The organism is Claveliimonas bilis, from assembly GCF_020892095.1.
Taxonomy (GTDB): Bacteria; Bacillota; Clostridia; order Lachnospirales; family Lachnospiraceae; genus Claveliimonas; species Claveliimonas bilis.
In genome coordinates this window covers 708,782-733,428 of sequence record NZ_AP024845.1, presented here as the reverse complement: position 1 = coordinate 733,428, position 24,647 = coordinate 708,782, and the positions used below count along the sequence as shown (strand labels likewise).

Annotated in this window: 24 protein-coding genes and 2 tRNA genes; 21 read left to right on the top strand and 5 right to left on the bottom strand. The window is 45.1% G+C overall.

The genetic code is table 11. The annotated features are described in order from the left end of the window. Positions 1 to 14: 14 nt before the first annotated feature. Positions 15 to 284: a hypothetical protein gene (locus tag EUBC25_RS03645; protein ID WP_230106862.1), complete on the bottom strand. Its 270-nt coding sequence runs from the start codon at positions 282 to 284 to the stop codon at positions 15 to 17. Between the two features lie 405 nt (positions 285 to 689). Here EUBC25_RS03645 and EUBC25_RS03640 point away from each other — a divergent pair, with 405 nt between their 5' ends. The 18 genes from EUBC25_RS03640 to EUBC25_RS03555 all read left to right on the top strand — a co-directional run bounded on the left by EUBC25_RS03640 (position 690) and on the right by EUBC25_RS03555 (position 15,487). Further along, positions 690 to 1,202 (top strand): cysteine hydrolase family protein, encoded by a 513-nt coding sequence (locus EUBC25_RS03640; RefSeq protein ID WP_230106861.1) that lies wholly within the window; start codon positions 690 to 692, stop codon positions 1,200 to 1,202. 88 nt (positions 1,203 to 1,290) lie between these two features. Continuing rightward, positions 1,291 to 2,355: a PTS sugar transporter subunit IIC gene (locus EUBC25_RS03635; protein WP_230106860.1), complete on the top strand. Its 1,065-nt coding sequence runs from the start codon at positions 1,291 to 1,293 to the stop codon at positions 2,353 to 2,355. Positions 2,356 to 2,442: 87 nt separating this feature from the next. Then, complete coding sequence (locus EUBC25_RS03630; RefSeq protein WP_230106859.1) at positions 2,443 to 2,967, top strand: cob(I)yrinic acid a,c-diamide adenosyltransferase; 525 nt, start codon at positions 2,443 to 2,445, stop codon at positions 2,965 to 2,967. A gap of 162 nt (positions 2,968 to 3,129) precedes the next feature. Then, complete coding sequence (locus tag EUBC25_RS03625; RefSeq protein WP_230107541.1) at positions 3,130 to 3,777, top strand: GTP pyrophosphokinase; 648 nt, start codon at positions 3,130 to 3,132, stop codon at positions 3,775 to 3,777. 61 nt (positions 3,778 to 3,838) lie between these two features. Then, a complete protein-coding gene (locus EUBC25_RS03620) occupies positions 3,839 to 4,726 on the top strand; it encodes a YitT family protein (protein ID WP_230106858.1) in 888 nt (295 codons plus the stop codon). Positions 4,727 to 4,989: 263 nt separating this feature from the next. Next, positions 4,990 to 5,910: a substrate-binding domain-containing protein gene (locus EUBC25_RS03615; RefSeq protein WP_230106857.1), complete on the top strand. Its 921-nt coding sequence runs from the start codon at positions 4,990 to 4,992 to the stop codon at positions 5,908 to 5,910. 31 nt (positions 5,911 to 5,941) lie between these two features. Beyond that, the gene (pstC, locus tag EUBC25_RS03610; RefSeq protein ID WP_230106856.1) at positions 5,942 to 6,835 is read left to right on the top strand and encodes a phosphate ABC transporter permease subunit PstC; all 894 of its coding nucleotides are present in this window, start codon (positions 5,942 to 5,944) and stop codon (positions 6,833 to 6,835) included. Continuing rightward, a complete protein-coding gene (gene pstA / locus EUBC25_RS03605; protein ID WP_230106855.1) occupies positions 6,828 to 7,688 on the top strand; it encodes a phosphate ABC transporter permease PstA in 861 nt (286 codons plus the stop codon). The genes pstC and pstA overlap by 8 nt, the downstream gene beginning before the upstream one ends. 13 nt (positions 7,689 to 7,701) lie before the next feature. Next, positions 7,702 to 8,451, top strand: a complete 750-nt coding sequence (gene pstB, locus EUBC25_RS03600; protein WP_230106854.1) for a phosphate ABC transporter ATP-binding protein PstB — start codon at positions 7,702 to 7,704, stop codon at positions 8,449 to 8,451. A gap of 3 nt (positions 8,452 to 8,454) precedes the next feature. After that, on the top strand, positions 8,455 to 9,111 hold the full coding sequence (phoU, locus tag EUBC25_RS03595; RefSeq protein ID WP_230106853.1) for a phosphate signaling complex protein PhoU: 657 nt from the start codon (positions 8,455 to 8,457) through the stop codon (positions 9,109 to 9,111). Between the two features lie 16 nt (positions 9,112 to 9,127). Next, positions 9,128 to 9,802 (top strand): winged helix-turn-helix domain-containing protein, encoded by a 675-nt coding sequence (locus tag EUBC25_RS03590; RefSeq protein ID WP_230106852.1) that lies wholly within the window; start codon positions 9,128 to 9,130, stop codon positions 9,800 to 9,802. Positions 9,803 to 9,823: 21 nt separating this feature from the next. Then, the gene (locus EUBC25_RS03585; protein WP_230106851.1) at positions 9,824 to 11,140 is read left to right on the top strand and encodes a sensor histidine kinase; all 1,317 of its coding nucleotides are present in this window, start codon (positions 9,824 to 9,826) and stop codon (positions 11,138 to 11,140) included. Between the two features lie 264 nt (positions 11,141 to 11,404). Then, the gene (locus EUBC25_RS03580; RefSeq protein ID WP_230106850.1) at positions 11,405 to 12,604 is read left to right on the top strand and encodes an FprA family A-type flavoprotein; all 1,200 of its coding nucleotides are present in this window, start codon (positions 11,405 to 11,407) and stop codon (positions 12,602 to 12,604) included. After that, a complete protein-coding gene (locus EUBC25_RS03575) occupies positions 12,604 to 12,852 on the top strand; it encodes a TM1266 family iron-only hydrogenase system putative regulator (RefSeq protein WP_230106849.1) in 249 nt (82 codons plus the stop codon). Before EUBC25_RS03580 ends, EUBC25_RS03575 begins: the two co-directional genes overlap by 1 nt. 72 nt (positions 12,853 to 12,924) lie before the next feature. Then, the gene (gene dapF / locus EUBC25_RS03570) at positions 12,925 to 13,770 is read left to right on the top strand and encodes a diaminopimelate epimerase (protein WP_230106848.1); all 846 of its coding nucleotides are present in this window, start codon (positions 12,925 to 12,927) and stop codon (positions 13,768 to 13,770) included. Between the two features lie 80 nt (positions 13,771 to 13,850). After that, the gene (locus EUBC25_RS03565; RefSeq protein ID WP_230106847.1) at positions 13,851 to 15,065 is read left to right on the top strand and encodes an LL-diaminopimelate aminotransferase; all 1,215 of its coding nucleotides are present in this window, start codon (positions 13,851 to 13,853) and stop codon (positions 15,063 to 15,065) included. A 224-nt stretch (positions 15,066 to 15,289) separates the two neighbouring features. After that, positions 15,290 to 15,360, top strand: a tRNA-Gln gene (locus tag EUBC25_RS03560). Positions 15,361 to 15,413: 53 nt separating this feature from the next. Continuing rightward, positions 15,414 to 15,487 (top strand) — tRNA-Pro (locus EUBC25_RS03555). Between the two features lie 119 nt (positions 15,488 to 15,606). Here the strand turns inward: EUBC25_RS03555 and EUBC25_RS03550 are convergent. Genes EUBC25_RS03550 through EUBC25_RS03540 form a run of 3 tightly spaced genes read right to left on the bottom strand, consistent with a single transcriptional unit; the run spans position 15,607 to position 18,893 of the window. Beyond that, positions 15,607 to 16,815 carry an ion transporter gene (locus tag EUBC25_RS03550; protein ID WP_230106846.1) on the bottom strand — a complete coding sequence of 403 codons (1,209 nt, stop codon included), beginning with the start codon at positions 16,813 to 16,815 and terminating at the stop codon, positions 15,607 to 15,609. Between the two features lie 4 nt (positions 16,816 to 16,819). After that, the gene (locus tag EUBC25_RS03545) at positions 16,820 to 17,698 is read right to left on the bottom strand and encodes a radical SAM protein (protein ID WP_230106845.1); all 879 of its coding nucleotides are present in this window, start codon (positions 17,696 to 17,698) and stop codon (positions 16,820 to 16,822) included. A 13-nt stretch (positions 17,699 to 17,711) separates the two neighbouring features. Continuing rightward, on the bottom strand, positions 17,712 to 18,893 hold the full coding sequence (locus EUBC25_RS03540; protein ID WP_230106844.1) for an MFS transporter: 1,182 nt from the start codon (positions 18,891 to 18,893) through the stop codon (positions 17,712 to 17,714). Positions 18,894 to 19,036: 143 nt separating this feature from the next. Here EUBC25_RS03540 and EUBC25_RS03535 point away from each other — a divergent pair, with 143 nt between their 5' ends. Both EUBC25_RS03535 and EUBC25_RS03530 read left to right on the top strand, forming a co-directional pair. Beyond that, complete coding sequence (locus EUBC25_RS03535) at positions 19,037 to 19,906, top strand: AraC family transcriptional regulator (protein ID WP_230106843.1); 870 nt, start codon at positions 19,037 to 19,039, stop codon at positions 19,904 to 19,906. A gap of 107 nt (positions 19,907 to 20,013) precedes the next feature. Further along, positions 20,014 to 22,257 carry an alpha-galactosidase gene (locus EUBC25_RS03530; protein WP_230106842.1) on the top strand — a complete coding sequence of 748 codons (2,244 nt, stop codon included), beginning with the start codon at positions 20,014 to 20,016 and terminating at the stop codon, positions 22,255 to 22,257. Between the two features lie 35 nt (positions 22,258 to 22,292). On the opposite strand, the gene EUBC25_RS03525 is transcribed toward EUBC25_RS03530, so the two are convergent. After that, entirely contained in the window at positions 22,293 to 23,147 is an 855-nt protein-coding gene (locus EUBC25_RS03525; protein ID WP_230106841.1) for an AraC family transcriptional regulator, read from the bottom strand. A 203-nt stretch (positions 23,148 to 23,350) separates the two neighbouring features. On the opposite strand from EUBC25_RS03525, the gene EUBC25_RS03520 reads away from it, so the two are divergent. Continuing rightward, positions 23,351 to 24,643 carry an ABC transporter substrate-binding protein gene (locus tag EUBC25_RS03520; protein WP_230106840.1) on the top strand — a complete coding sequence of 431 codons (1,293 nt, stop codon included), beginning with the start codon at positions 23,351 to 23,353 and terminating at the stop codon, positions 24,641 to 24,643. The last annotated feature ends 4 nt before the right edge of the window (positions 24,644 to 24,647 follow it).

The window sequence follows — 24,647 nt, the reverse complement described above, 5'->3', positions numbered from 1 at the left end:
AGGAGGCTGAATATTCAGTCTCCTTCTTCTATAACCTGGATTTCCAGATAATCAAAATCAATAGAATCCACAAAATTGTCCTGATAGAAACGCGCTTTGCTGTGCCGTTTAAATTCCTGAATAGTAGAATCCAGCCAGATCGGCTTGCTAAGATCAAATTCGTAGCAGACGGAATCGAGGGCGCGGAATATTTTGTGAGTTCTTGTATCCATGCTTTCCTCGCATATGACTGTGTCGCGGATCATTCGATTATCTTTAAATTCTTTTGCCCACAATCGGAACATACCGTTCATCCTTTCTGTTATTTGGTCTTTATTGGCAGTATAGCATTGCGGCAGGAGGTTGTAAACAGGAAAAGGAGCAGCTTGGTTAGGCTGCTCCTGAAAAAAGGAAATAAGAGAAAAAAGGTAAATCTATCTAAAAAAAGTTAAATGTCTTTAGGCGAAGCTGGCAGAAATCCAAGACTTTTTTCTATGTACTTCCGTCAACTTCATTTATTTGATGGTTTTAGTATATAAGATAAATATGTCTAATCTGTGACACTCATCTAAAGAAAAAATGAAGATATCATAAGGAAGATCTAAACATTCTGAAGAAAGTCTAAATCAGGAATATTGCATGTCGGTCATTGAAAATTTTAAGGGAATGTTGTACGCTTGACAAAAGAAAAGATAGGAGGAAATATACCTATGAAAAAACTTCTGATCGTAGTAGATATGCAAAATGATTTCGTGACAGGTGCGTTAGGGACGAAAGAGGCAGAAAAGATTGTTCCCAATGTAAAAGCAAGAATTGAAAGAGCAGAAAAGGAAGGATGGGATATTTGGTTTACAAAGGACACGCACGGGGAAGATTATCTTAAAACTCAGGAAGGGGCAAAATTGCCGGTAGAGCATTGTATCCGCGGGACAAAAGGATGGGAGATTATTGATGAGCTAAAGGGATATGCTGAACATGTGGCAGAGAAACCTTCTTTTGGAAGTGTGGATCTGGCAGAGGCAGTAAAGACCGGCGGATATGAAGAGGCAGAGCTGATCGGGCTTTGCACGGATATCTGTGTGGTGTCCAATGCTCTTCTTATCAAGGCAGTTTCTCCGGAACTTCCTGTGGCTGTTTCAAAGAACTGCTGTGCAGGGGTTACAGTCAAGACACATGAAGCGGCTATTCAGACTATGGAAATGTGCCAGATAGAAATTCGTTGACTTCCCCTTCGCCTTGTGATACACTTTCCAAGTGACAAGACACATGTAAAAACATAAGTGTATTCAGAAGGATAAGGGAGAAGGTATTATGGAAAAATTAAAAAAAGTATTGGACCGCATTTTCATTGACGGTTTAAGCGGAATGGCACAGGGGCTTTTTGCTACGCTTATCATAGGAACGATCGTGCAGCAGATCGGAACTCTTATCGGCGGAAGCGTGGGAGATATGATCTTTGCCATCGGAAAGGTGGCAGCGTCCCTGACAGGAGCGGGGATCGGCGTCGGTGTGGCGGCAAAATTTAAGGAAGGCCAGCTCGTGACTGTATCTGCCGGTGTGGCAGGAATGGCAGGAGCATTTGCAAGCAATCTTCTTGCAGGGACAGTGCTTGTGGACGGAACGATGGTATATTCAGGCCCGGGGGAACCTCTTGGAGCCTTTATTGCTGCCTATGTCGGCATCGTATTCGGACATCTGGTATCCGGAAAGACAAAAGTAGAGATTTTGGTAACACCTATCGTGACGATCGGAACAGGATCAGCAGTAGGTCTGCTTCTCGGCCCTCCGATCTCTCAGTTTATGACAGGCCTTGGCGCTATTATTAACTGGGGAACAGAGCAGCAGCCATTTTTAATGGGAATTATTGTATCTGTTCTGATGGGAATGATCCTTACCCTCCCTATCAGTTCAGCGGCCCTTGGGATTATCCTCAATTTATCCGGGCTGGCAGCCGGAGCCGCAACGGTTGGATGTTGCTGCAATATGGTGGGATTTGCTGTGGCGAGCTACAGAGAAAATAAAGTTGGCGGACTTTTGGCCCAGGGAATCGGCACATCCATGCTTCAGGTGCCCAATATTGTAAGAAAACCGGTCATATGGCTTCCGGCAATCCTTTCCAGCGCAATCCTTGGGCCTGTTGGAACAGTTGTGCTCCATATGACAAGCAATGCGACAGGGTCAGGAATGGGAACAGCAGGTCTGGTAGGACAGATCATGACCTGGCAGACTATGATCCAGACAGAACCGGCCAGTATAGTACTGATCAAGATCCTTTTGATCCAGATTCTTCTTCCGGCCGTGGTGACTCTGGCTATTTCAGAATTTATGCGCAGGCGGCAGTGGATCAAATTCGGAGATATGCAGCTTGACTTCTAGCATAAGAACCCCTACAATATGTTAATAGATGAGAGGAGCCGGCGTGGCCGGAAACTACAGTATGACAAAATGTCAGGGGGTATACATATGACAGGAACTGGAATGATACATATCTATTATGGAGATGGAAAAGGAAAGACTACCGCGGCTATGGGGCAGGCAGTCCGGGCAGCGGGCAGCGGTCTGAAGGTTCTGGTATTCCAGTTTATGAAAGACAACAATTCTAATGAGAGAAAAGTGTTGGAACAGCTTCCCAATGTTACATGCCTGCCGGGAAAAAGACATGTCAAATTTTATAATCAGATGAACAGCAATGAAAAGGCCGAATATCGGCATTATAATACAAAGGCGCTGGATGAGATTGCCAAATTCTGTATCAATTTTGATGTTTTGATACTGGACGAAGCAGTGTGCGCGGCTGATCTTGGACTGTTAAGTGAAAAGAAACTGATCCATTTCCTTCAGCATAAACCGCGCGGCCTGGAGGTAGTTATGACCGGACATCACGTATCAGATGAGCTTCTTCAGATAGCCAATTATGTAACGGAGATGACAAAGATCAAACATCCATACGATGAAGGGCGAACGGCAAGGGAAGGAATAGAATTTTAATAATATTGGAAATGTGGCTTCTGCAGTGAACTCTTTCTTAAATAAGTATGAACTCTATGACAATGCTCTGAAATTATGATATAATATTCAGGTAGGCAATGAGCCATGCAGGAAAACAAAGATTTTGCGCTGACATGGCGGGTGAAGGAGTACGGAAACAACATGGGAGCAACATTTAAGTATTATGAGGATGTGGACAGCTGGAAAACCATCATGTTTTTATATACGTCTGCCTTGAAGGAGGTAGGAACAAAGCTGGAAATCTTAAATGATGAGTTTCAGCATGTCCATCAGTATAATCCGATCGAACATATCAAGACAAGAATTAAAACGCCGGAAAGCATTGTAAAGAAATTAAAGCGTAACGGACATGAGACTTCCATTGAAAATATGGTAAAGTATGTGAATGACATTGCAGGCGTGCGTCTGATATGCTCTTTTACATCAGATATTTATAAACTGGCAGAAATGATAGGAAATCAAAGCGATCTGAAAGTCCTTTCTATTAAGGATTACATTAAAAATCCGAAGGAGAGCGGATATAAAAGCTATCATATGCTGGTATCTGTTCCGATTTTTCTATCCGACAGTGTGGTAGATACCAAGGTGGAAATTCAGATCCGTACCATTGCTATGGATTTCTGGGCGAGTCTGGAGCATAAGATATATTATAAATTTGAGGGAAATGCTCCGGAATATATCAGCCGGGATCTGAGGGAATGTGCAGAGATGGTGTCAACGCTGGATGAAAAGATGCTTTCGTTAAACGAAGCAATTCAGGCTTGTCTGGAAGAACAGTCAGGGACTTAGGCAGTAGGCTTAGGTCCCTTTTATTTGAGTAGATGCAGGAAGGAAGAGGAGAAGAGGGAAAATGCTGAATGAAATAAGTGAGAAGAAAAAAGAGGTGCTGGTGCAGGGAATAGATGCTGTGGCCGGCAGTTTTATATTCGCCTTGGGAGTTAATGTGCTGATCACGCCCCTTGGTTTGTACAATGGAGGATTCATGGGAATCGCTCAGCTGCTCCGTACTTTTGTTGTACAGGTGCTGCATGTGCCGGTGCCGGGCGGTTTGGATCTTTCCGGTCTTATTTACTTTATTATGAATATTCCGTTGTTTTATCTGGGATACCGGGTGTTGGGAAGACAGTTTGCGGTAAAGACACTTATTACAGTTGCTATTCAGAGTATTTTCCTGATGATTATTCCCATTCCGGCGACTCCGGTAATTGACGATTATCTGACATCGTGTATCATTGGAGGCATCGTTGCCGGAACAGGAACCGGACTTGTCCTTAGAGGAAGAAGTTCAGGCGGAGGACAGGACATTATCGGACTTTGCTGTACAAAAAAGTATCCGGGCTTCAGTGTGGGGCGTATTAATATTCTTATGAATATATTTGTATATATGATCTGTCTTTTTATGTTTAATATTGAAATCGTTATTTATTCACTGATCTATACAACGATATTGTCCATAGCAATTGACAGGGTCCATATTCAAAATATCAATATGAGTGTTATGATCTTTACTAAAAAGACAGGCATCTCGAAAGCAGTTATGGAACAGCTCGGGAGAGGCGTGACGAATTGGGACGGTGAGGGAGCATACACGAATAAGACTTCCTATATTTTATTTGTAATGATATCCAAATATGAAGTGGGACAGATCAAGAGAATCGTACATAGTATTGATCCGGACGCATTTATGATCTTTACAGAAGGATGTGCAGTAGACGGAAACTTTGAAAAAAGGCTTTAGCGGCAGCTAAAGTCTTTTTTACTTAACAGGAAATTTGCCGCTAAAGCGGCTGCACTCGGCATGAGAGTTGAGAGTTCCGAAAGCGGAACTCATTGCCCGCAGTGTATATTTTTTTCACCAGAGGGTATAATTTCTACAGGATAAATAATTTTACGTAGATTTAACATTCGGCTGGTTTCAGATTTAACATTGGTCTTATATGATAGCTACTGTCAAGGAAATACATACAAAATATTGCAGGAAACAAAAGGAGATTAAAAACTATGAAAATGAAAAAGTTTATGGCAGTATTAGCAGTAGCAGGAATGATGACAGGAATGCTTGCAGGATGCGGAAGTTCTGATTCAAGCGAAGATACAAGCTCTGACAGCGGAAGCACAGAAAGCACTTCTGAATGGGATGCAGCAAACGATATTACGATCGTATCCCGTGAAGACGGATCCGGTACAAGAGGAGCTTTCACAGAGCTGTTTGGTATTGTGGAAGAAGTAGACGGCGAAGAAGTTGATATGACAACTGCAGATGCACAGATTACAAACAATACTTCTGTTATGATGACAACTGTTGCAGAGAATGAATATGCTATCGGATATATTTCTCTTGGATCTCTTGATGACAGTGTAAAGGCTCTGAAGATTGACGGAGCAGAAGCGACAGCAGACAATGTTGTAAGCGGTGACTACAAAGTATCCAGACCATTTAACATTGCAGTAGCAAAAGATCTGAACAACGAAGTGGCAACTGACTTCATGAACTATATCATGAGCACAGAAGGACAGGCAGTAGTAGAGGAAGAAGGATATATTCCGGTTGCAGATGTGGCAGCTTTTGAAGGAACACAGCCATCCGGAGATGCAGTAGTAGGCGGATCTTCTTCTGTATCACCTGTAATGGAAAAACTGATCGAGGCATACAAAGAAGTAAATCCGAATGCAAATATTGAGCTTCAGACATCTGATTCTACAACAGGTATGACAAACACAATTGAAGGAAGCTATGACATCGGTATGGCATCCAGAGAGCTGAAAGAAGATGAAGCTTCCCAGCTTGATGCTACAGTGATGGCAACTGACGGAATTGCTGTAATCGTAAACAACAACAATCCTACAGAAGATATGACATCTGATCAGGTAAAATCTATTTACACAGGTGAAGTTTACTCCTGGGATGAAATTGCAGAATAATCTTACAGTAGGATAAGAGGAAAAAGAGAAAATGAAATCGAAAGCATGGACTGAAAAATTCATGCAGGGAGTGTTCTTAGTTGCCGCCTGCGCTTCGGTGCTGGCGGTAGCTCTCATTTGTATCTTCTTGTTCGCAAATGGCGTCCCTGCAATTCAAGAAATAGGATTTGTAAAATTTATAACAGGCGATATCTGGCGTCCCAATAATAATCTGTTCGGGATTCTGCCCATGATTGTCGGCAGTCTCTATGTAACAGCCGGAGCTATTATCTTTGGTGTCCCGATTGGGATTCTGACTTCTGTATTTATGGCAATGTACTGCCCGAAACAGATTTACAGACCGCTTAAAGCGGCGACAGAGCTGCTGGCAGGTATCCCTTCTGTTGTGTATGGCTTTTTCGGCCTGGTAGTTGTTGTACCGCTGATCCGTGACTTCGGACAGGTACTTAAAAGAGCGGGCCTGGTAGACCGCTCGGGAGATGGAAACAGTATCCTGACAACATCTCTGATTCTTGGCATGATGATCCTTCCGACGATTATCGGAACCACAGAAAGCGCTATGCGGGCAGTGCCGGAGCACTATTATGAAGGATCTCTTGCTCTTGGCGCAACAAAGGAAAGAAGTATCTTCCGTGTGATCATTCCGGCGGCAAAGTCAGGTGTGGTTGCAGGCATCGTATTGGGGATCGGACGCGCCATCGGTGAGACTATGGCGGTTATTATGATTGTTGGAAATCAGCCGAGATTTGCAGAAAGTATCCTTCAGGGTATTCGTACTCTGACCGGAAATATCGTACTGGAGATGGGATATGCAACAGATCTTCACAGAGAGGCACTAATTGCCACAGGAGTGGTACTGTTTGTGTTTATCCTTATCATCAACTTCAGCGTTGCATTACTGAAGAGGGGGGCCGATCATGAGTAATAAGACAACCATAGGCGATAAATTAAAAACATATATGAAACATCCGGGCTCTTTTGTTGTGTTGCTGCTGGTGCTGTTGGGAGCTTTCATTACCTTTGCTGTTTTACTTTTCTTAATCGCATATATTTTGCTCAATGGTCTGCCGCACATTACACCGTCTCTGTTTTCACTTCATTATACATCGGAAAATGCTTCGGTTGTGCCGGCTTTGATCAATACCGTTATTATGACACTGCTCTCCCTGCTGATTGCGGTTCCTTTCGGAATTTTCTCGGCAATCTTTCTTGTTGAGTATGCAGGAAGAGGAAACAAATTTGTAGAAATTATTCGTCTTACTACAGAGACACTTTCCGGTATTCCTTCTATCGTATATGGTCTGTTCGGTATGTTGTTCTTTGTTAATACGCTCGGGTGGGGATTTTCCCTTTTGGCAGGAGCATTTACATTGTCCATCATGATTCTTCCTCTGATCATGCGTACCACGGAAGAAGCACTTAAAGCGGTGCCGGACTCTTATCGTGAAGGAAGCTTCGGGCTTGGGGCAGGAAAACTGCGTACCGTCTTCCGTATTGTGCTTCCGTCAGCGATTCCCGGAATCCTGGCAGGAGTTATCCTGGCAATCGGACGTATCGTGGGCGAGACAGCAGCATTGATCTATACAGCAGGAACCGTTGCCCAGATTCCTTCCAGTGTGTTCGGATCCGGGCGTACCCTTGCAGTTCATATGTATAATTTGTCCAGCGAAGGTCTTTACATGGATCAGGCATACGCTACGGCGGTTATACTGCTGGTTCTTGTAGTGGGTATTAATGCGTTATCGAGCGTGATTGCGCGAAAACTGACAAAAGCATAGAAAGGGAATGGAAATGGGAAAGATAAGTATTAAAAATGTCGATCTGCATTACGGGGATTTTAAAGCCCTCAAAAATATAAATCTGGAAATTGAAGCCAATAAGATCACTGCATTTATCGGGCCTTCCGGCTGTGGTAAATCTACGTTGCTGAAATCCATCAACCGTATGAACGACCTGGTAGAGGGATGCCGTATTGACGGAGAAATCCTTTTGGACGGACAGAATATTTTTAAAGGGATGGATGTGAACCTTTTGAGAAAGCGTGTGGGAATGGTATTCCAGAAGCCGAATCCCTTCCCCATGAGCATCTATGACAATATTGCTTTTGGCCCCAGAACACATGGGATACATTCCAAGGCGAAACTGGATGATATTGTAGAAAAATCTCTGCGCAATGCCGCAATCTGGGAAGAATGTAAAGACAGACTGAAAAAGAGTGCATTGGGAATGTCGGGAGGCCAGCAGCAGAGACTTTGCATTGCAAGAGCCCTTGCAGTGGAACCGGAGGTGCTTCTGATGGATGAGCCGACTTCCGCTCTGGATCCGATTTCTACATCTAAAATAGAAGATCTTGCGATGGAACTGAAAAAGGATTATACTATTGTTATGGTAACTCACAATATGCAGCAGGCAGTACGTGTATCGGATAATACTGCATTCTTCCTGCTGGGTGAAGTCATTGAATACAATGATACAGAGAAATTGTTCTCAATTCCTTCTGATAAGAGAACAGAAGACTATATCACAGGGAGGTTTGGATAGGATATGCGTAATAAATTTGATATGCAGCTTGAGATTCTTAATGAACAGCTTACTCGCATGGGAGAGCTGTGCGAGCTTGCCATCAACAGGGTAACAAAAGCGTTGGTGGAAGGCAGCATAGAACAGGCAAAAAAGATTATGAGTGCCGATGAGAGCATCGATCAGATGGAAAAGGATATAGAGCGCCTCTGCCTGAAGCTTCTTCTGCAGCAGCAGCCGGTGGCAAGAGATCTTCGTCAGATTTCTGCAGCCCTTAAAATGATCACAGACATGGAACGTATTGGAGACCAGACAGCTGATATCGCAGAAATCATCATTTCTGCCGGAATGTCCGAGGCGGGAGATGTTAAGAAAATCGAGGAGATGTCTGCAGGCGTGGCTAAGATGGTGAATGACAGCGTATCTGCATATGTAGACCGTGATCTGGAGCTGGCAAGAAAGGTAATGGACGCAGATGACAGGATTGATGCACTGTTTGATGAAATTCGCACAAAAGTCATTAACCTGATCGCTGAAGGAAACCGCGGAGAGCAGGGAGTAGATCTGATCATGATCGCAAAATATCTGGAGCGTATCGGTGATCATGCGACCAACATTGCAGAGTGGGTTGAATTTTCCATTACCGGTATTCACAAAGGAATGCAGACTGTTGAGTCATAAATAGAGGAGAAAACGGATGATTTTTTGCGTAGAGGATGACAATAATATCCGTGAGCTTGTAGTATATACTCTGGAGACAACAGGGTTCAAAGCTCGCGGCTTTGAAGATGGAAGCCGATTTCTTGAGGCTCTGGCGCTGGATACGCCAGAGCTTATTCTTCTTGATATCATGCTGCCGGGAGAGGATGGGATTTCTCTTTTGAAGCAATTGAAGGCTTCCGTAAAGACACGGGATATCCCCGTGATCATGATGACGGCAAAAGGGACAGAGTATGACAAAGTAAAGGGACTGGATCTGGGAGCAGATGATTATGTGACGAAACCTTTCGGTATGATGGAGCTTGTATCCAGAGTAAAGGCAGTTCTTAGACGCAGCAGAAAAAGTGCGGTAAATGCGGAGGATAAGATCGCCCTCGGTCATATTATCATGGATGTGAAAAAGCACGAGGTTTCTTCCGACGGGAAGGTTGTTACTCTGACTTTAAAAGAATTTGAGCTTCTGAAACGTATGATGAAAAATCCTGATATCGTACTTACAAGGGATCAGCTTCTGGAAGATATATGGGGCTATGATTTTGACGGTGAAACCCGTACCGTTGACGTACATGTGCGTACACTGCGTCAGAAGCTTGGAGATGCGGGAGAGCAGATCCAGACGGTGCGCGGAGTCGGATACCGCATCAGTGAATAAAAGTTTTGAACAGGAGTTTTTATGAGACGTAAAATACAAAGGAGTATGATGCTGGTTATCACAACCACACTGCTTATCTCCTATACGATTGTGACTTTGCTTGTATATCGGCAGACGGTTGATGTTGTAGAAGGCGAGATACAGCAGGAAGCAGACTATATCATCCGTGCCATCGAAATTTCCGGATATGAATATCTGGATCAGATGGATGCAGTCCGGGAAAATACAAGAGTTACCTGGATTGACGGAAACGGAGAGGTTTTGTATGATTCCGGCCAGGATGATCCGGAATTGGAGAATCATGCAGACCGCCCGGAGGTGAAGGAAGCATTCAAAACCGGAGAAGGGCAGGATATCAGACAGTCCGATACGAAAGGAAGCGAAATGTTTTATTATGCGAAAAAGCTTTCAGATGGGACTGTGCTCCGTGTATCAAAAACGATAAATAATGCGTTCCATTCGGCTTTGACTATATTGCCTGCTATGGCGGCAATTGCCATTATCATGATGATTTTTGCCTGGCTTCTGGCAAAATGGCAGGTTGCAAGGCTGATTGAACCGATCAACAAACTGAATCTGGAAAACCCGCTGGAAAATGATGTGTATGAGGAATTGACGCCGTTGTTAGAAAGTATGGATAAGCAGAACAAAGAAAAAGAAGCAATTGCTAATATGAGAAAAGAATTTTCGGCAAATGTATCCCATGAGCTGAAAACACCGCTGACTTCCATTTCCGGATATGCAGAAATTATGATGAACGGCTTGGTAAGACCGGAAGATGTGAAGGGATTTTCAGAGAGGATTTATAATGAGGCAAGCCGCCTGATCGTATTAATAGAAGATATCATACGCCTTTCCAAGCTGGATGAAGGACGAGTGGACATAGAGAAAGAAGAAGTGGAGCTGTACACTCTGACAAGAGAGATATGCAGCAGACTTTCTCACCAGGCGGAAAAGCGGAATGTTCATGTAGAAATGAGCGGAGAGCAGGTAACTATCCTGGGAATAAGGCAAGTATTGAGCGAGATGATCTATAACATCTGTGAAAATGCGATCAAGTATAATCGTCCCGGAGGGCGGGTTGATGTGTGGGTCGGAAACACGCTTAAAGGAGTGAAGGTAATCGTCACGGATACCGGAATCGGTATTCCGGAGGATCAAAAAGAGCGTATTTTTGAGCGCTTCTACCGGGTAGATAAGAGCCATTCCAAGGAAACAGGGGGGACAGGCCTGGGACTTTCCATCGTAAAGCATGGAGCGCTGCTTCACAATGCACATATACAGGTGGAAAGTGAATTAAATAAAGGGACAAAAATGGAACTGACATTTGAAAAATAGACCAAAGAGGAAGGATATGAATGGGAAAGCATACCTTCCTTTTTGCGTATAAGAGGCTTTTCGATTCCAAAATCGGGCAAAATGCCGGGAAAGCAGGCGAAATTCCATGAAAATTCGGCATACAACAGTAAATAAGTATGGTATAATGATTGCACGAAGTGCAATCCGGACCGATTTCATCGGTCTGCCCCGCTTTGCGGGGATTATAATTGACAGTTCATTATTAGGACAATAGGCATAGATGATCAGGAGGTAAAAGTAGATATGCAGATTACAAGAAAAGTAACAGATGATATCGTTTGGGTAGGATGCAATGACAGAAGACTGTCCCGTTTCGAAAATTTATTTCCCATACCGCGAGGAGTGTCATACAATTCTTATCTGATCCTGGATGAGAAGACGGTGCTGATGGATACAGTAGATGGGAGTGTAACTCAGCAGTTTTTGGAAAATATAGCGTATGCGCTGGGTGGACGAAACCTGGATTATCTGATCGTACAGCATATGGAACCGGATCACTGTGCGAACATTGAGGAATTGCTGTATCGGTATCCTAAGCTGACGATAGTGGGAAGTGCAAAAGCTCTGCAGATGATCGGACAGTTTTATGATATGGATATAGAAGCAAAGACGATGACCGTCAAAGAAGGGGATGTGCTGAATACAGGAAGTCATACCCTGCGTTTTGCCATGGCGCCTATGGTACATTGGCCGGAAGTCATGGTTACTTATGATGAAAAGGACAAAGTACTGTTCTCCGCAGACGCATTCGGCACATTCGGAGCATTGAATGGAAAGCTGTTCAGCGACGAAATGGATTTTGACGGGGAGTGGATGGCGGACGCAAGACGCTATTACTCTAATATCGTGGGAAAATACGGGATGCAGGTGCAGGGGCTTTTGAAAAAGGCAGCAGCTCTGGACATTCAGGTGATCTGTCCGCTTCATGGACCGGTATGGAGAGAAAATCTGGAACACTTTGTGGACAAGTATGATAAATGGAGCAGATATGAGCCGGAAGATAAAGCAGTTGTTATTATTTACGGATCTATTTACGGGAATACAGAGGCAGCAGCCGATGCAGTAGCGTGCAGACTGACAGAAGCAGGCATAAAAGATGTAAAAATGTATGATGTCTCGGATGTGCATGTATCAGAGTTGATCTCTGAAATTTTCCGCTGCAGTCATATTGTACTGGCATGCTCTACCTATAATGGCGGAATCTATCCTCCGATGGAAAATCTCCTTGCGGACATGAAGGCCCTGTCAGTGCAGAAGCGTACCGTTGCGCTGGTGGAAAACGGCACATGGGCGGCAACTTCCGGACGTTTGATCACCAAGGAGCTGGAAGAGATGAAAGAAATGCAGATTTTAGACAAGAAGCTTTCCTTAAAATCTGTTCTCAAACAGGGGCAGGAAGAAGAACTGGAAGCATTTGTTTCTCAGATTGTGGAGGCAATGTAATGGAAGAGAGCAGAGTGACAGTTGTCAGCATTATTGTTAAGGACGAAGAAGCTTCGGAGGCTGTAAATAAGCTGCTCCATGAATATCGTCAGTATATTGTGGGCAGAATGGGGATCCCTTACCGCCAGAGGCAGATGTCGATCATCAGCGTGGTGATGGACGCGCCGGGAGAGGTGACAAGCGCACTTTCCGGGAAGCTGGGCATGCAGCCCGGTGTGACGGCGAAGACACTGACAGCAAAGGTGTAGGCTTTACTTCTAAAACCGACGGCAGGATCGTAAATATTTGGTAGAACAAAAAATGCCGTAAAGGGAAGAAGTATGAAATTTTCAAAGATGCATGGGATTGGCAATGATTATATTTGCGTAAACTGTCTGGAGGAGACGGTTTACGAACCGGAACGATTGGCCAAAAAGATCAGTGACCGGCACTTCGGCGTAGGAGCAGACGGATTGATTCTGATCTGTCCTTCCATGAAAGCGGATTTTGCCATGGAAATGTACAATGCAGATGGTTCTCCTGGGGAGATGTGCGGAAACGGTATCCGCTGTCTTGGAAAGTATGTGTATGAGCGGAGGATAACTGCAAAAAAAGAGTTGGATATTGAAACAAAGGCAGGAATCCGCCATCTTCGCCTTTTTGCGAATCCGAAAGAAAAGGGACGGATCAGCATGGTAGAGGTAGACATGGGAAGCCCTGTTCTGGAAGCAGATCAGGTGCCGGTGATATGTGAGCATACGCTGGCAATTGATGAGCCGATCACAGTGAATGGTGTGGAATACAGGATGACCGGAGTTTCTATGGGAAATCCCCATGCGGTAGTTTTTGCAAACCATGTAAGGGGACTGGAGCTGGAATGGCTTGGCCCGGCATTTGAGTATCATGGAAGATTTCCAAGAAGAGTTAATGTGGAGTTTGCGGAGGTCATAGATCCTGCAACTTTGAAAGTGCGGGTTTGGGAGCGGGGAAGCGGCGAAACCCTTGCCTGCGGAACAGGAGCCTGCGCAGCAGTGGTGGCCGGAGTGCTGAACCATTTGACAGAACGGGAAGTGACAGTAAAATTATCCGGCGGAGAACTTTTTGTCAACTGGCAGAAGGATACAGACAAAATTCTGCTGACAGGACCGGCGGCTCATGTATTTGACGGAGAATATATGATTTCTTAAAAAGAAGTACAATGTAAAAAGAGATAAAGTTATTTACTTTTTCACTTATAAAACAAAAAGATAAGGAGAGGACAGCTAGGATGTTTAAAGTAAACGAAGATTATTTGAAATTACCAGGAAGTTATCTTTTCTCTACGATCGGGAAAAAAGTAGCAGCATATCAGGAGGCAAATCCGGATAAATCCATTATACGCCTGGGAATCGGAGATGTAACACAGCCTTTGGCACCGGCCATTATAGAGGCCCTGCACGGAGCCGTAGAAGAGATGGCACATGCAGAGACATTTCACGGCTATGCGCCGGATCTCGGATATGAATTTTTGAGAAGCGCTATGGCAAAAAATGATTATCAGGCAAGAGGATGCGATATTCAGGCTGACGAAATTTTCATTTCTGACGGTGCAAAATGTGATTCCGGAAATATTCAGGAAATTTTTGCTAAAGATAATAAGATTGCAGTATGCGACCCCGTTTATCCGGTGTATGTAGATACCAATGTTATGGCAGGACGGACCGGTACTTATGATCCGGCTACAGAAACATGGAGTGATGTCATTTATATGCCATGTACAAAGGAAACAAATTTTGCGCCGGAACTTCCAAAAGAACGGCCGGATATTATTTACCTGTGCTTCCCGAATAATCCGACAGGTTCCACTATCACAAAAGATGAACTGCAGAAATGGGTTGACTATGCCAATAAAGAGGGTGCTGTCATTATTTATGACGCTGCATATGAGGCATATATTTCCGAAGAAAATGTTCCGCACACTATTTATGAATGCGAAGGAGCAAGAACCTGTGCGATCGAGCTGCGAAGCTTCTCCAAGAATGCAGGATTTACCGGAGTGCGCCTGGGAGCGACTGTTATTCCAAAAGATATTAAATCAAAAGATGTGACACTTCATTCCCTGTGGGCAAGACGTCACGGAACAAAATATAACGGAGCGCCCTACATTGTGCAGAAAGCAGGAGAGGCCGTATACTCTGAGGCAGGAAAAGTACAGCTGAAAGAGCAGGTGGCTTATTACATGAACAATGCCAAAGTGATCTATCAGGGATTGAAAGAGGCAGGATATAACGTATCAGGCGGTGTGAACGCCCCATACATCTGGCTGGAGACACCGAAAGGAATGACATCCTGGCAGTTCTTTGATCATTTGCTGGAGAACGCAGGAGTTGTGGGAACACCGGGATCCGGATTCGGTCCAAGCGGAGAGGGATATTTCCGCCTGACAGCATTTGGCTCATATGAAAACACAGTTGCCGCAATTGACAGGATTAAGAAAATGTAAAATTTGGGACGTAACACTTTTAAAAAGTGTTACGTCCCAAATTAACAATAGCCCCGGGTATTATTGCAATTGCATGTGAAACTGACATTTTTTCGTGACAATTGCCTTGAAACATAGTGGAAAAGCAAAAAATGAAAAAAATGAAAAAAAGTACTTGATTTTTTGGAAAAGCCTGCTATAATAATATTTGTTCGCTGAACAAAACAGATAAGAAAAACAGACAGTGCGGATTGGTGTAATGGCAGCACAGCAGACTCTGACTCTGTTAGTAGAGGTTCGAGTCCTCTATCCGTAGTTCCTTGGCAGGGGCGCTGGAACTTCTGTAAAAGAAGTTCCGGTCAATATCATCGGAGTGTGGCTCAGCTTGGTAGAGCGCTACGTTCGGGACGTAGAGGTCGCAGGTTCAAATCCTGTCACTCCGATTTTTAAGTGAGATCCACAAAGTTTATTTCAGACTTTGTGGATTTATTTTTTGCTTTTTATGATTTAAACCTAAAGAGAACTCTCTGAAAGATATTTCCAGAGAGTTCTCTTTATATCGCTATATTTCAATATCTCCATCTCCGCCCAGATAACTCTGGGTATAAAGGATCACTGTGTCGTTTTCCCTTAAGATCATATTCCCGTTGGGGATCATAACTTTCCGGTTCCTTCGGATCAAAACAATAATGGAATGTCTGGAAATCTCCAGACTTCGGATGGTCTTGCCGATCCAGGGATGATTTTTCTGCAGAAGAAATTCTTTGAGTTTAATGTGTTCTTTGTCATCCTGGTAGGACTCGGCTCCCAACACCATGATGTCATCTGATCGGAGGATCATATTTCCCCGTGGAACAAGGATGCGGTCTCCCCGTTTTACTACAGCGACGATAACACTGTCCGGCAGATGGAGCTGCGAGATTGTGTGATCGATCCAGGGATCCCGGTCAGTCAAATGGATTTTGATAAAATTGATGGCGGACTGTGGCCCGTATTCTGCCATCCTTTTGATGCGGGAATACTGGTCGACGAATCCGGCGGAAATAATACCGGTAGGGATAGCTACAATCCCCACACCCAGGAAGGCAATGAAGATACCGAACATCTTTCCCAGTGTTGTGATAGGATAAATGTCACCGTAACCTACTGTGAGCAGAGTGGAAGCTGCCCACCAGATGCCGGAAAAAGCGTTGGAAAATACATCCGGCTGCGCCTGGTGCTCCAAACTGTACATACAGAGACTGGAGGCAAACATAAGCATCAGAATAATAAAGACAGAGGAGAAAAGCTGCTGCTTTTTTCCGACAATGACTTCTGTAATGACGTTGAGGGCGTCATAGTAGGCGTTGATCCGAAACAGCCGAAAAATCCGGATGATCCGAAACATGCGGAAAGCAATGGCGCCTGAAGGGAAAAAGATCGGGAGATACTGAGGCAGGAAGGATAAAAGATCCACAATACCGGTAAAGGAAAACATATACTTTAAAGTCGCCCTCCATACAGGAAGATCCGGATACAAATACCCTGCTGTCCATATCCGGAGGATGTAATCCATCAGAAAAAGAGCAACAGTAAGCTCTTCCAATGTCAGAAGAAGAGCGCCGTACTGTGTCCGGTATTCCTCGAAGGTATATAACATGCTGACTGCCAGATTCACAATAATGCAGAAGGCGTTGAAAAAATCATAGATCCGGCTTGCATAATCGTATTTTGTGCCAACCTCAATGATCTCAAAAATTCTTCTTTTATATTTCCCCAGTTTCTTGAACATCGCTTTACGTTCTCCTTGTCTGTTTTTCCTGTTGTCTGCTGATCTCATCAGACAGCTTTTTCAGCATCTTTTCCCTGTCATCGGGAAGAGAACCCCGAATACGAACGGAAATAAGATCATGAAAACCGTCGTACAGAATTTTCTGGCTGCCCGGGGAGGAAGATGGGTGAAAGAGTTTCAGAAAATGCCGTTCTTCCTTCAGATTTTCCAATTCAGATGCCGGAGAAAAGCGGCCTTCCTCGATTTCCCGCCAAAGGGGAACCGTGCGGTCGAGAAACAGAGAAAAATTTACAATATGCGTCGGCTGTGTCCGATCAAAAAATTCCGCCAGAGCTTCGGCGTTTTCCAGTCCCCGGCCTTTTCCGGCGATGCCGGTCATAATGTGGGCGTCAAAAATAACCCCGGCTTCCTTCAGCTTATATACGGCGGCATAGGCCTGTTCCAGGTTGTGTTCTTTTCTCATAAAAAGCAGAACGTCGTTCAGCCCGGTTTCAATTCCGATATAGAGATGCCTGACGCCGTGTTCCCATAAAGATTTCAGTTCCCCCGAGGATTTGGCGAGAATGGAAGAAACGGTGGCATCCATATTGACGCTGCTGCAGCCAGGGAAATAGGCATGTATCATGTTAAGGATTTCAAGAAGGCGGGAGGTGTCAAGGCAGAAGGCGTTTCCATCTCCTAAGAATACCCGGCTGGGATTTCCGCCGGCTTCTTTTACGCGCTTCAGTTCCGCCTCAATTTGTTCAAGAGGCAGAACCCGATAGTTCAGGTGGCGGAATAAATTGCAAAAGAAACATCTGTTATAACTGCAGCCTACCATGACAGGCAGCATAAAAGAGCCCCGTTCCATAGGGGAGCGGCAGATCTGGCCTTCATATTCCATAATTATCACTTCCTTATAAAAATTTCAGCAGAAAAAGTCCAACTCCGCTTGCAACCCCGGCCAGAATGAAGGAAAGTTCAATTCCGGCAATATCCAGAAGATAAGGACATAAAATAGAGATCAGTCCGTATCCGATCATAACTGCACCATAGTTGATCCCCTGATATTTTGTGCCGAAATGGTCGGAGACAACCACAGGGAATAAACTGACAACCCCGCCGTATACCAGACAGACAGCGGAAATAAGTACAATGAAAAGCAGCCCGCCTGCAGCGGAAACTCCGATGACAGAGACTGTGCAGAGAAGATAGATCATGCGAAGGATCTTTTTTCTCCCTGCCAGGTCGGAAAGCCAGGGCAGAGCAAACCGTCCGACAATGTTGGCGATAGATGCAGCCATCACGCCGGCAAGAGCCTGGCTGTTTGTGAGTCCCCGGGCCATTCCCAGAGATTTCATCAGCGGATTGACGAGAACATAGGCGGGAACAGCCAGAGCCATGATCGTACTGATGATCAGATAGGATCTGGTGCGCATCATTTCCCCCACTGTAAACTGCTTCTTGGAAGATTCGGAATCTCCCTGCAGGGCAGATGAGCCTTGAGAAAGTGCTGCCTGATCAGAGGCAGAGGGCTCCCGAACCCAGAAAGCGCCCAGGCACAAAACGGCATAGATCACCGTCACCATGAGCATGGCAGTGCGGTAACCCCAGCGGGACAGCACATAGTCGCACAGCGGATTCATAAGAATACCGGAGATTCCGACCATACCGATGGTAATACCGGAAACCATGCCTCTTTGCCGGGGGAACCATTCCTGGGGAACGGCAGTCAGCATACTGAATGCACATCCCGATCCGAAACCGCCGAGGGCGCCGTATCCCAGCGAGATCAGCCAGGGCATGTTGTGGGGAGCCATGGCTGCCAGAAAGAAACCGCCGCACATGACAGTGCTTCCGAAAAAGATCGTTGCCCTTGCGCCGATCTTGTGCTGAAGAAAGCCGCCCAGCATATTTCCGGCTGCGAAAATGCCGATGATAATGGTAAAAGGCTGGCTGGAGGCCGCCAGGGAAAGCCCGTATTCCTCTTGTACATAAGGCTGAAATACAGTCCAGATATAAGGATTGCCGTGCACAAAATTTACAATGGATGCTGCCGCCAGAATCACATAACGATTGGGTTGACGTTTCTGCCTCATTCCCTGCCCTCCTTCCCGAAATCGGGATACGTAATCATACTTTCATTATAGGCGATTGGAGACAATTGGCAAGAGGAAAAGCTTTCTTTTACAGCAATCCTGTCTCTGTGTTATGATAAAGGAAATGACAAGGAGGGCTGATCATGGAGGATTCCTATGTACTTCAGATGAAGAACCGCAAATTTTCCGATTTCTATTTATGTTTCTGCGGCTATGCCAAATGCAGTCCGCTTCACAGCTTCGGACCGGCAGTCAGACCCAACTATATTCTGCATTATATTGTGGATGGGAAAGGGAAATTTCTGGTAAATGGCGAAGAGTACAACCTTCAAAAGGGGCAGGGATTTCTGATCGAGCCGGAAGTACAGACCTTTTATCAGGCAGATGAGGAAGTGCCATGGACATATCTGTGGATCGGATTTGGAGGAAAGAAGGCAGAGGATTATTTAAGAGATCTTGGACTGAATAAAAAGCAGCTTATCTTTCAGTGCGGCTGCGGGGAGGAATTAAAGCAGATTGTATATTCCATGTTAAAACATAGAAAATATACAGCCGCAAATGAGTACTTTCTGGAAGGTCTTTTATATACATTTTTTGGCACCCTGAAAGAAAATATGGAAATCGCGGGAAATGCCGGGGAAAAGGATGGCAACCTTTATGTCCGCAAGGCGGTGGAATTTATCCAGAATAATTATGCGGATCCTGTCAGAGTAAAAGATATTGCCGATTATGTGGGGGTGAACCGAAGCTACCTTTACACGCTTTTCCAGGATAATCTGCAGTTATCGCCCAAAGAATATCTTACAAATTTCCGTCTTACCCGGGCAGCAGAGCTTCTGCAGCTTACAGATCTGTCAGTTGAGACAGTTGCCATGTCCTGCGGCTATCAGGATGCGCTGGGATTTTCCAAGATATTCAAGGCAAAAATGGGGATCACTCCGTCTGCATACAGGAAGGAGAATACGGCCTGGCAGGAAACAAAGAGGAAAGAAGAAATTGATCTAACATTTTGACTCGTTTTTCTAACGAATGCTCCTAGGCGCCGGTTACGGTTTTATATATAATTGGAGTAGCGTCAGTGTACGAGGGTACACCGACGCCAGCATTGGAGGAGAAGAAGATGAGTATAATTGTTAATGAAAAAAATAAAACATTTCACCTGTATAATAACCAGATCAGCTATCTTATGTCTGTCTTGCCAAACGGTCACATAGGACAGCTGTATTTTGGGAAAAGGATCCACCACAGAGAGGACTTTTCTTATTTGCTGGAGAGAATGTCCCGTCCGATGGCATCCTGTATTTTTGAAGAGAGTAAAGATTTTTCACTGGAACATCTGAAACAGGAATACGGAGTCTATGGGAGCGGGGATTACCGCATGCCTGCGGTAGACGTTTTGCAGGAAAACGGCAGCAGGATCTTGGATCTGTGCTATGAAGGCTATGAGGTTCAGGAAGGAAAGCCGTCTCTTCCGGGGCTTCCGGCAATTTATACGGAAAATGAAAAAGAGGCAGAAACATTGATTCTTTGCCTTGGGGATAAAGTTACGGGGCTGAAGGTACGGCTGATGTACACCATATTTGCGGCGGAGGGAATGATTGCAAGGAGTGTTTCTTTTGCCAACAATGGAAATCAGGCTCTTCACCTGGCAACCGCTATGAGCCTTTGCATGGATCTGCCGGATCATGACTATGAGTGGATGCAGTTTTCGGGAGCGTGGGCAAGAGAGAGACATTTGCGGACAAGACATCTGGAATATGGGATCCAGTCTGTTGGGAGCCTTAGGGGACATTCCTCTCACGAGCACAATCCTTTTGTCATTCTGAAGCGTCCGTCGGCGGATGAATTTCAGGGGGAGGCAATCGGTTTCAGCCTTGTGTACAGCGGTAATTTCCTGGCTCAGGCCGAGGTGGATACCCATGATACTACAAGGGTTCTTCTGGGAATCCATCCGGAAGGATTTGACTGGAAGCTGGAACCGGGCGAGACATTCCAAACCCCGGAGGCGGTTATGGTCTATACAGATCAGGGACTGAACCATTTAAGCCAGATCTATCACCGGCTTTATCAGAAGAGACTGGCCAGGGGATACTGGAGAGACAGGGTTCGACCGATCCTGATCAACAACTGGGAGGCGACATATTTTGATTTTGACGAGGAGCGGATCCTGGAGATTGCCGCAAAGGCAAAGGAAACAGGGGTAGAACTCTTTGTTCTTGACGACGGATGGTTCGGGGGCCGGTGCAGCGAACATGCCGGGCTTGGAGACTGGGTCGCCAATACAGACCGGCTGCCGGAAGGGATCCGGGGACTTGCACAGAAGATAGAGGACATGGGAATGAAGTTCGGATTGTGGTTTGAGCCGGAAATGGTAAACAAGGATTCCGACCTTTTCCGTGCCCATCCGGACTGGATCCTTCAGGCTCCGGGACGGAAATCCTGCCACGGGCGCTACCAGTATGTGTTGGATTTTTCCAGAAAAGAAGTGGTGGACTGCATTTATGAAATGATGGATAAGATTCTGTCCGGTGCAAAAGTTTCCTATATAAAATGGGATATGAACCGGAGCATTACAGAATGCTGGTCATCAGCTCTTCCGCCGGACAGACAAGGAGAAGTGTTTCACCGTTATATCCTTGGAGTATATGATCTCTATGAAAGGCTGACTTCCAAATTCCCGCACATCTTATTTGAGTCCTGCGCAAGCGGCGGCGCCAGGTTTGATCCGGGGATGCTTTACTACGCGCCCCAGGCGTGGACCAGTGATGATACGGATGCAGCGGAACGATTGAAAATACAGTATGGAACTTCTTACTGCTATCCGGTAAGCAGCATGGGAAGCCATGTTTCGACAGCGCCGAACCATCAGACGGGCAGAAACACTCCTCTTCATACAAGGGCGAATGTGGCCTGTTTCGGCACGTTTGGATATGAACTTGATTTAAACACATTGACAGAGAAGGAGCAGGAGGAAGTAAAAGAGCAGATCGCCTTTATGAAACAGTACCGGCATCTTTTGCAGTTCGGAACATTTTACCGTTTGTCCAGTCCTTTTGAACACAATGTGACTGCCTGGATGGTGGTCAGCGATGATAAGAAAGAAGCAATTGTGGGATGGTATCGTGTGCTGAGCGGAGCAAATCTGCCGTTTGGAAGACTGCGTCTTAAGGGGCTGGAGGAAGGAACCGGCTATGAAGTTACAAAACAAAGAATCCGCAAGAAGTGTCAGGGGACCTATTATGGAGATGAACTGATGTATGCCGGACTTGTAACTACAGACGGCGCTTCCGGAGAAACCTCCGTGGAGGAAGACAAGACCTATGATTTTGATTCCAGTCTGTTTATCCTCAAGGCGGTGGATTAAAAGGAAACAGGAAAAGAAAAACGGGGCGGAGAAATTTAATTTTCCTCGCCCTGCTGTTCATATCTCCATGCTCTTGGAGAAACTCCATAGGTATTTTTAAATGCTCTTGAGAAGTGAAGCTGATTCGGGTACCCGACGGCATTTCCGATGTCTCCGATAGACAGGGAGGTGAGTTTCAAAAGCTCGCCGGCCTTGGACATGCGATAGGAGATCAAAAATTCCTGGGGAGATTTTCCGACAGTATCATGAAAGATTTTTCCGAAATAGCTGCGGTTCAGCCCGCAGAATGCGGCGATGTCTTCCACAGAAATATCATTTTGGAAATTCTGTTCAATAAAACTTAAAGCCTCTTTAATATAGAAGTCTCTCATTCGATTTCCCTGCTTTACAAGCGGGGAGGCGTGAGAGCGGGTCAGGTAATCCAGAAACAGAAATAAATGTCCGATAAGATGAAATGGGGATTCCTGGGAATGCCGGGTAATATAGAGCATTTCATTTACCATCTGCTGAGAAATATCTTTATATCTCGGTTTATAGACGGGAGAATCCTGGGATATTCCGGCCATTTCCATGATTTCTTTGGCTTTCAGTCCGTCAAATTCGATCCAGGTGTATTCCCAGGGCAGATCCGGATCAGCGGTATAAGTGCAGATCTGATGGGGGAAGATCATAAAGCCCTGTCCGCTTTTTATATGATATTCTATAGATTCTTTTTTTGAATTTTGAGCGATCAGCGTTCCGGTACCCGAAATAACGTAGTGAAAAAGATAGTGGGTACGGGCGGCAGGGCCGAAAGAATGAGCGGGATCGCATTGTTCCCAGCCATATTGGTAAAGGCCCAGGTCGATAAAGTTTTCGCTGGGGAAAATAGAAAATAAAACGTTGCTCATGGTCTCCCTCCTGATGAAAGTTTCGCCTGTGCAGTACTTTTTTTTATTATATATCAAAATGCTTGGTGATATCAATATATAGCATAAAAACAAGCATAAAGGCATGAAATAAAAAAAATACTGATATTTATGGACGCATATTGATATGTTAAAATGATATTACTAAGGGAAAAGCAAGAAAAAATCAGAAAGGAGATATGAAAATGAGAGGAAAAAGGACAAGATGCGTCAGCGCCTTTCTGGTAGTTGCCATGGCAGGCGGATTGGTTCTGCAGGGATGTTCAGGCAGCAGTGATTCCAGTGGGAAAACAGAAATTGAAATTCTGCAGTACAAGCCGGAGGCAGCTACCTATTTTGATCAGGTGGAAGAGCAGTTCAATGCAACTCATGATGATATCCATCTGACCATTGACTCGCCGAATGATGCATCTACGATCATGAGAACGAGGTTTATCCGCGAAGACTATCCGGATATTATCGGCATCGGCGGCGATATCAACTATTCTTATTATGTAGACGCGGAGATCCTTGCGGATGTGTCCGAATATGAGGGGATGGAAAATATCAAAGATTCCTATGTGGACATAGCAGAGGCGCTGGAGATCGTCCCAACTGACGGGACCTACATTGTACCTTACATGGCTAATGCGGCCGGTATTTTGTATAACAGAGATATGTTTGAGGAACATGGCTGGGAAATTCCTACAACATGGGATGAGCTGATGAGCCTGTGCGAGGAGATTCAGGCAGAAGGAATCCTGCCGTTCTATTTTGGATTCCGTGACACGTGGACCTGTCTGGCGCCATGGAATGGAATCGCAGTAGATCTGGCACCTGCTGATCTGTGCAAACAGGTAAACAGAGGAGAGGCAACCTTTACAGAAGGATATAAAGAAGCGGCAGAAAAGTATATCCAGCTGATGGAATACGGCCCGGACGATCCAATCGCATACGGCTACAATGATGCATGTACGGCATTTGCAAGAGGGGAATCTGCAATGTATCCTATCGGAAGCTATGCAGTGCCTCAGATCCTTTCCGTAAATCCGGATATGAATATTGACTCCTTTGTTATGCCGGCAAATGATGAGGCAGATGGCAATACATTAAACTCCGGTATTGACCTTGGCTTTTGCGTAACGGCTGCCTGCGAAAACAAGGAGGCCGCATATGAGGTGCTTGATTTCCTCCTTGAAGACGAGAATATTCAGGCCTATATTGACGACCAGAATGCAATTCCATGTAAAGAAGGAGAATTTGAGCTGGCTCCCTATGTGGACGGCATGACAGAGTATATCGAGTCCGGCAACATGACAGACTACCAGGATCATTACTATCCGTCAGAGATGGCTGCAGATGCTATCCTGCAGACCTATGTGATCGACAAGGATACAGATGCATTCCTTGCAAGGTTTGACAAAGACTGGCAGCGTTACAACCGCGATATCATCCGTGAGGTTCAGGCATACGAAGAAGAGAACGGAAGCGCGGAATAGGAAA

What these genes read in the sequence shown, in the direction of transcription:
- EUBC25_RS03645 (WP_230106862.1), bottom strand. Translation starts at nt 284, where the DNA reads ATGTTCCGATTGTGGGCAAAAGAATTTAAAGATAATCGAATGATCCGC.
- EUBC25_RS03640 (WP_230106861.1), top strand. Translation starts at nt 690, where the DNA reads ATGAAAAAACTTCTGATCGTAGTAGATATGCAAAATGATTTCGTGACA.
- EUBC25_RS03635 (WP_230106860.1), top strand. Translation starts at nt 1,291, where the DNA reads ATGGAAAAATTAAAAAAAGTATTGGACCGCATTTTCATTGACGGTTTA.
- EUBC25_RS03630 (WP_230106859.1), top strand. Translation starts at nt 2,443, where the DNA reads ATGACAGGAACTGGAATGATACATATCTATTATGGAGATGGAAAAGGA.
- EUBC25_RS03625 (WP_230107541.1), top strand. Translation starts at nt 3,130, where the DNA reads ATGGGAGCAACATTTAAGTATTATGAGGATGTGGACAGCTGGAAAACC.
- EUBC25_RS03620 (WP_230106858.1), top strand. Translation starts at nt 3,839, where the DNA reads ATGCTGAATGAAATAAGTGAGAAGAAAAAAGAGGTGCTGGTGCAGGGA.
- EUBC25_RS03615 (WP_230106857.1), top strand. Translation starts at nt 4,990, where the DNA reads ATGAAAATGAAAAAGTTTATGGCAGTATTAGCAGTAGCAGGAATGATG.
- pstC (WP_230106856.1), top strand. Translation starts at nt 5,942, where the DNA reads ATGAAATCGAAAGCATGGACTGAAAAATTCATGCAGGGAGTGTTCTTA.
- pstA (WP_230106855.1), top strand. Translation starts at nt 6,828, where the DNA reads ATGAGTAATAAGACAACCATAGGCGATAAATTAAAAACATATATGAAA.
- pstB (WP_230106854.1), top strand. Translation starts at nt 7,702, where the DNA reads ATGGGAAAGATAAGTATTAAAAATGTCGATCTGCATTACGGGGATTTT.
- phoU (WP_230106853.1), top strand. Translation starts at nt 8,455, where the DNA reads ATGCGTAATAAATTTGATATGCAGCTTGAGATTCTTAATGAACAGCTT.
- EUBC25_RS03590 (WP_230106852.1), top strand. Translation starts at nt 9,128, where the DNA reads ATGATTTTTTGCGTAGAGGATGACAATAATATCCGTGAGCTTGTAGTA.
- EUBC25_RS03585 (WP_230106851.1), top strand. Translation starts at nt 9,824, where the DNA reads ATGAGACGTAAAATACAAAGGAGTATGATGCTGGTTATCACAACCACA.
- EUBC25_RS03580 (WP_230106850.1), top strand. Translation starts at nt 11,405, where the DNA reads ATGCAGATTACAAGAAAAGTAACAGATGATATCGTTTGGGTAGGATGC.
- EUBC25_RS03575 (WP_230106849.1), top strand. Translation starts at nt 12,604, where the DNA reads ATGGAAGAGAGCAGAGTGACAGTTGTCAGCATTATTGTTAAGGACGAA.
- dapF (WP_230106848.1), top strand. Translation starts at nt 12,925, where the DNA reads ATGAAATTTTCAAAGATGCATGGGATTGGCAATGATTATATTTGCGTA.
- EUBC25_RS03565 (WP_230106847.1), top strand. Translation starts at nt 13,851, where the DNA reads ATGTTTAAAGTAAACGAAGATTATTTGAAATTACCAGGAAGTTATCTT.
- EUBC25_RS03550 (WP_230106846.1), bottom strand. Translation starts at nt 16,815, where the DNA reads ATGTTCAAGAAACTGGGGAAATATAAAAGAAGAATTTTTGAGATCATT.
- EUBC25_RS03545 (WP_230106845.1), bottom strand. Translation starts at nt 17,698, where the DNA reads ATGGAATATGAAGGCCAGATCTGCCGCTCCCCTATGGAACGGGGCTCT.
- EUBC25_RS03540 (WP_230106844.1), bottom strand. Translation starts at nt 18,893, where the DNA reads ATGAGGCAGAAACGTCAACCCAATCGTTATGTGATTCTGGCGGCAGCA.
- EUBC25_RS03535 (WP_230106843.1), top strand. Translation starts at nt 19,037, where the DNA reads ATGGAGGATTCCTATGTACTTCAGATGAAGAACCGCAAATTTTCCGAT.
- EUBC25_RS03530 (WP_230106842.1), top strand. Translation starts at nt 20,014, where the DNA reads ATGAGTATAATTGTTAATGAAAAAAATAAAACATTTCACCTGTATAAT.
- EUBC25_RS03525 (WP_230106841.1), bottom strand. Translation starts at nt 23,147, where the DNA reads ATGAGCAACGTTTTATTTTCTATTTTCCCCAGCGAAAACTTTATCGAC.
- EUBC25_RS03520 (WP_230106840.1), top strand. Translation starts at nt 23,351, where the DNA reads ATGAGAGGAAAAAGGACAAGATGCGTCAGCGCCTTTCTGGTAGTTGCC.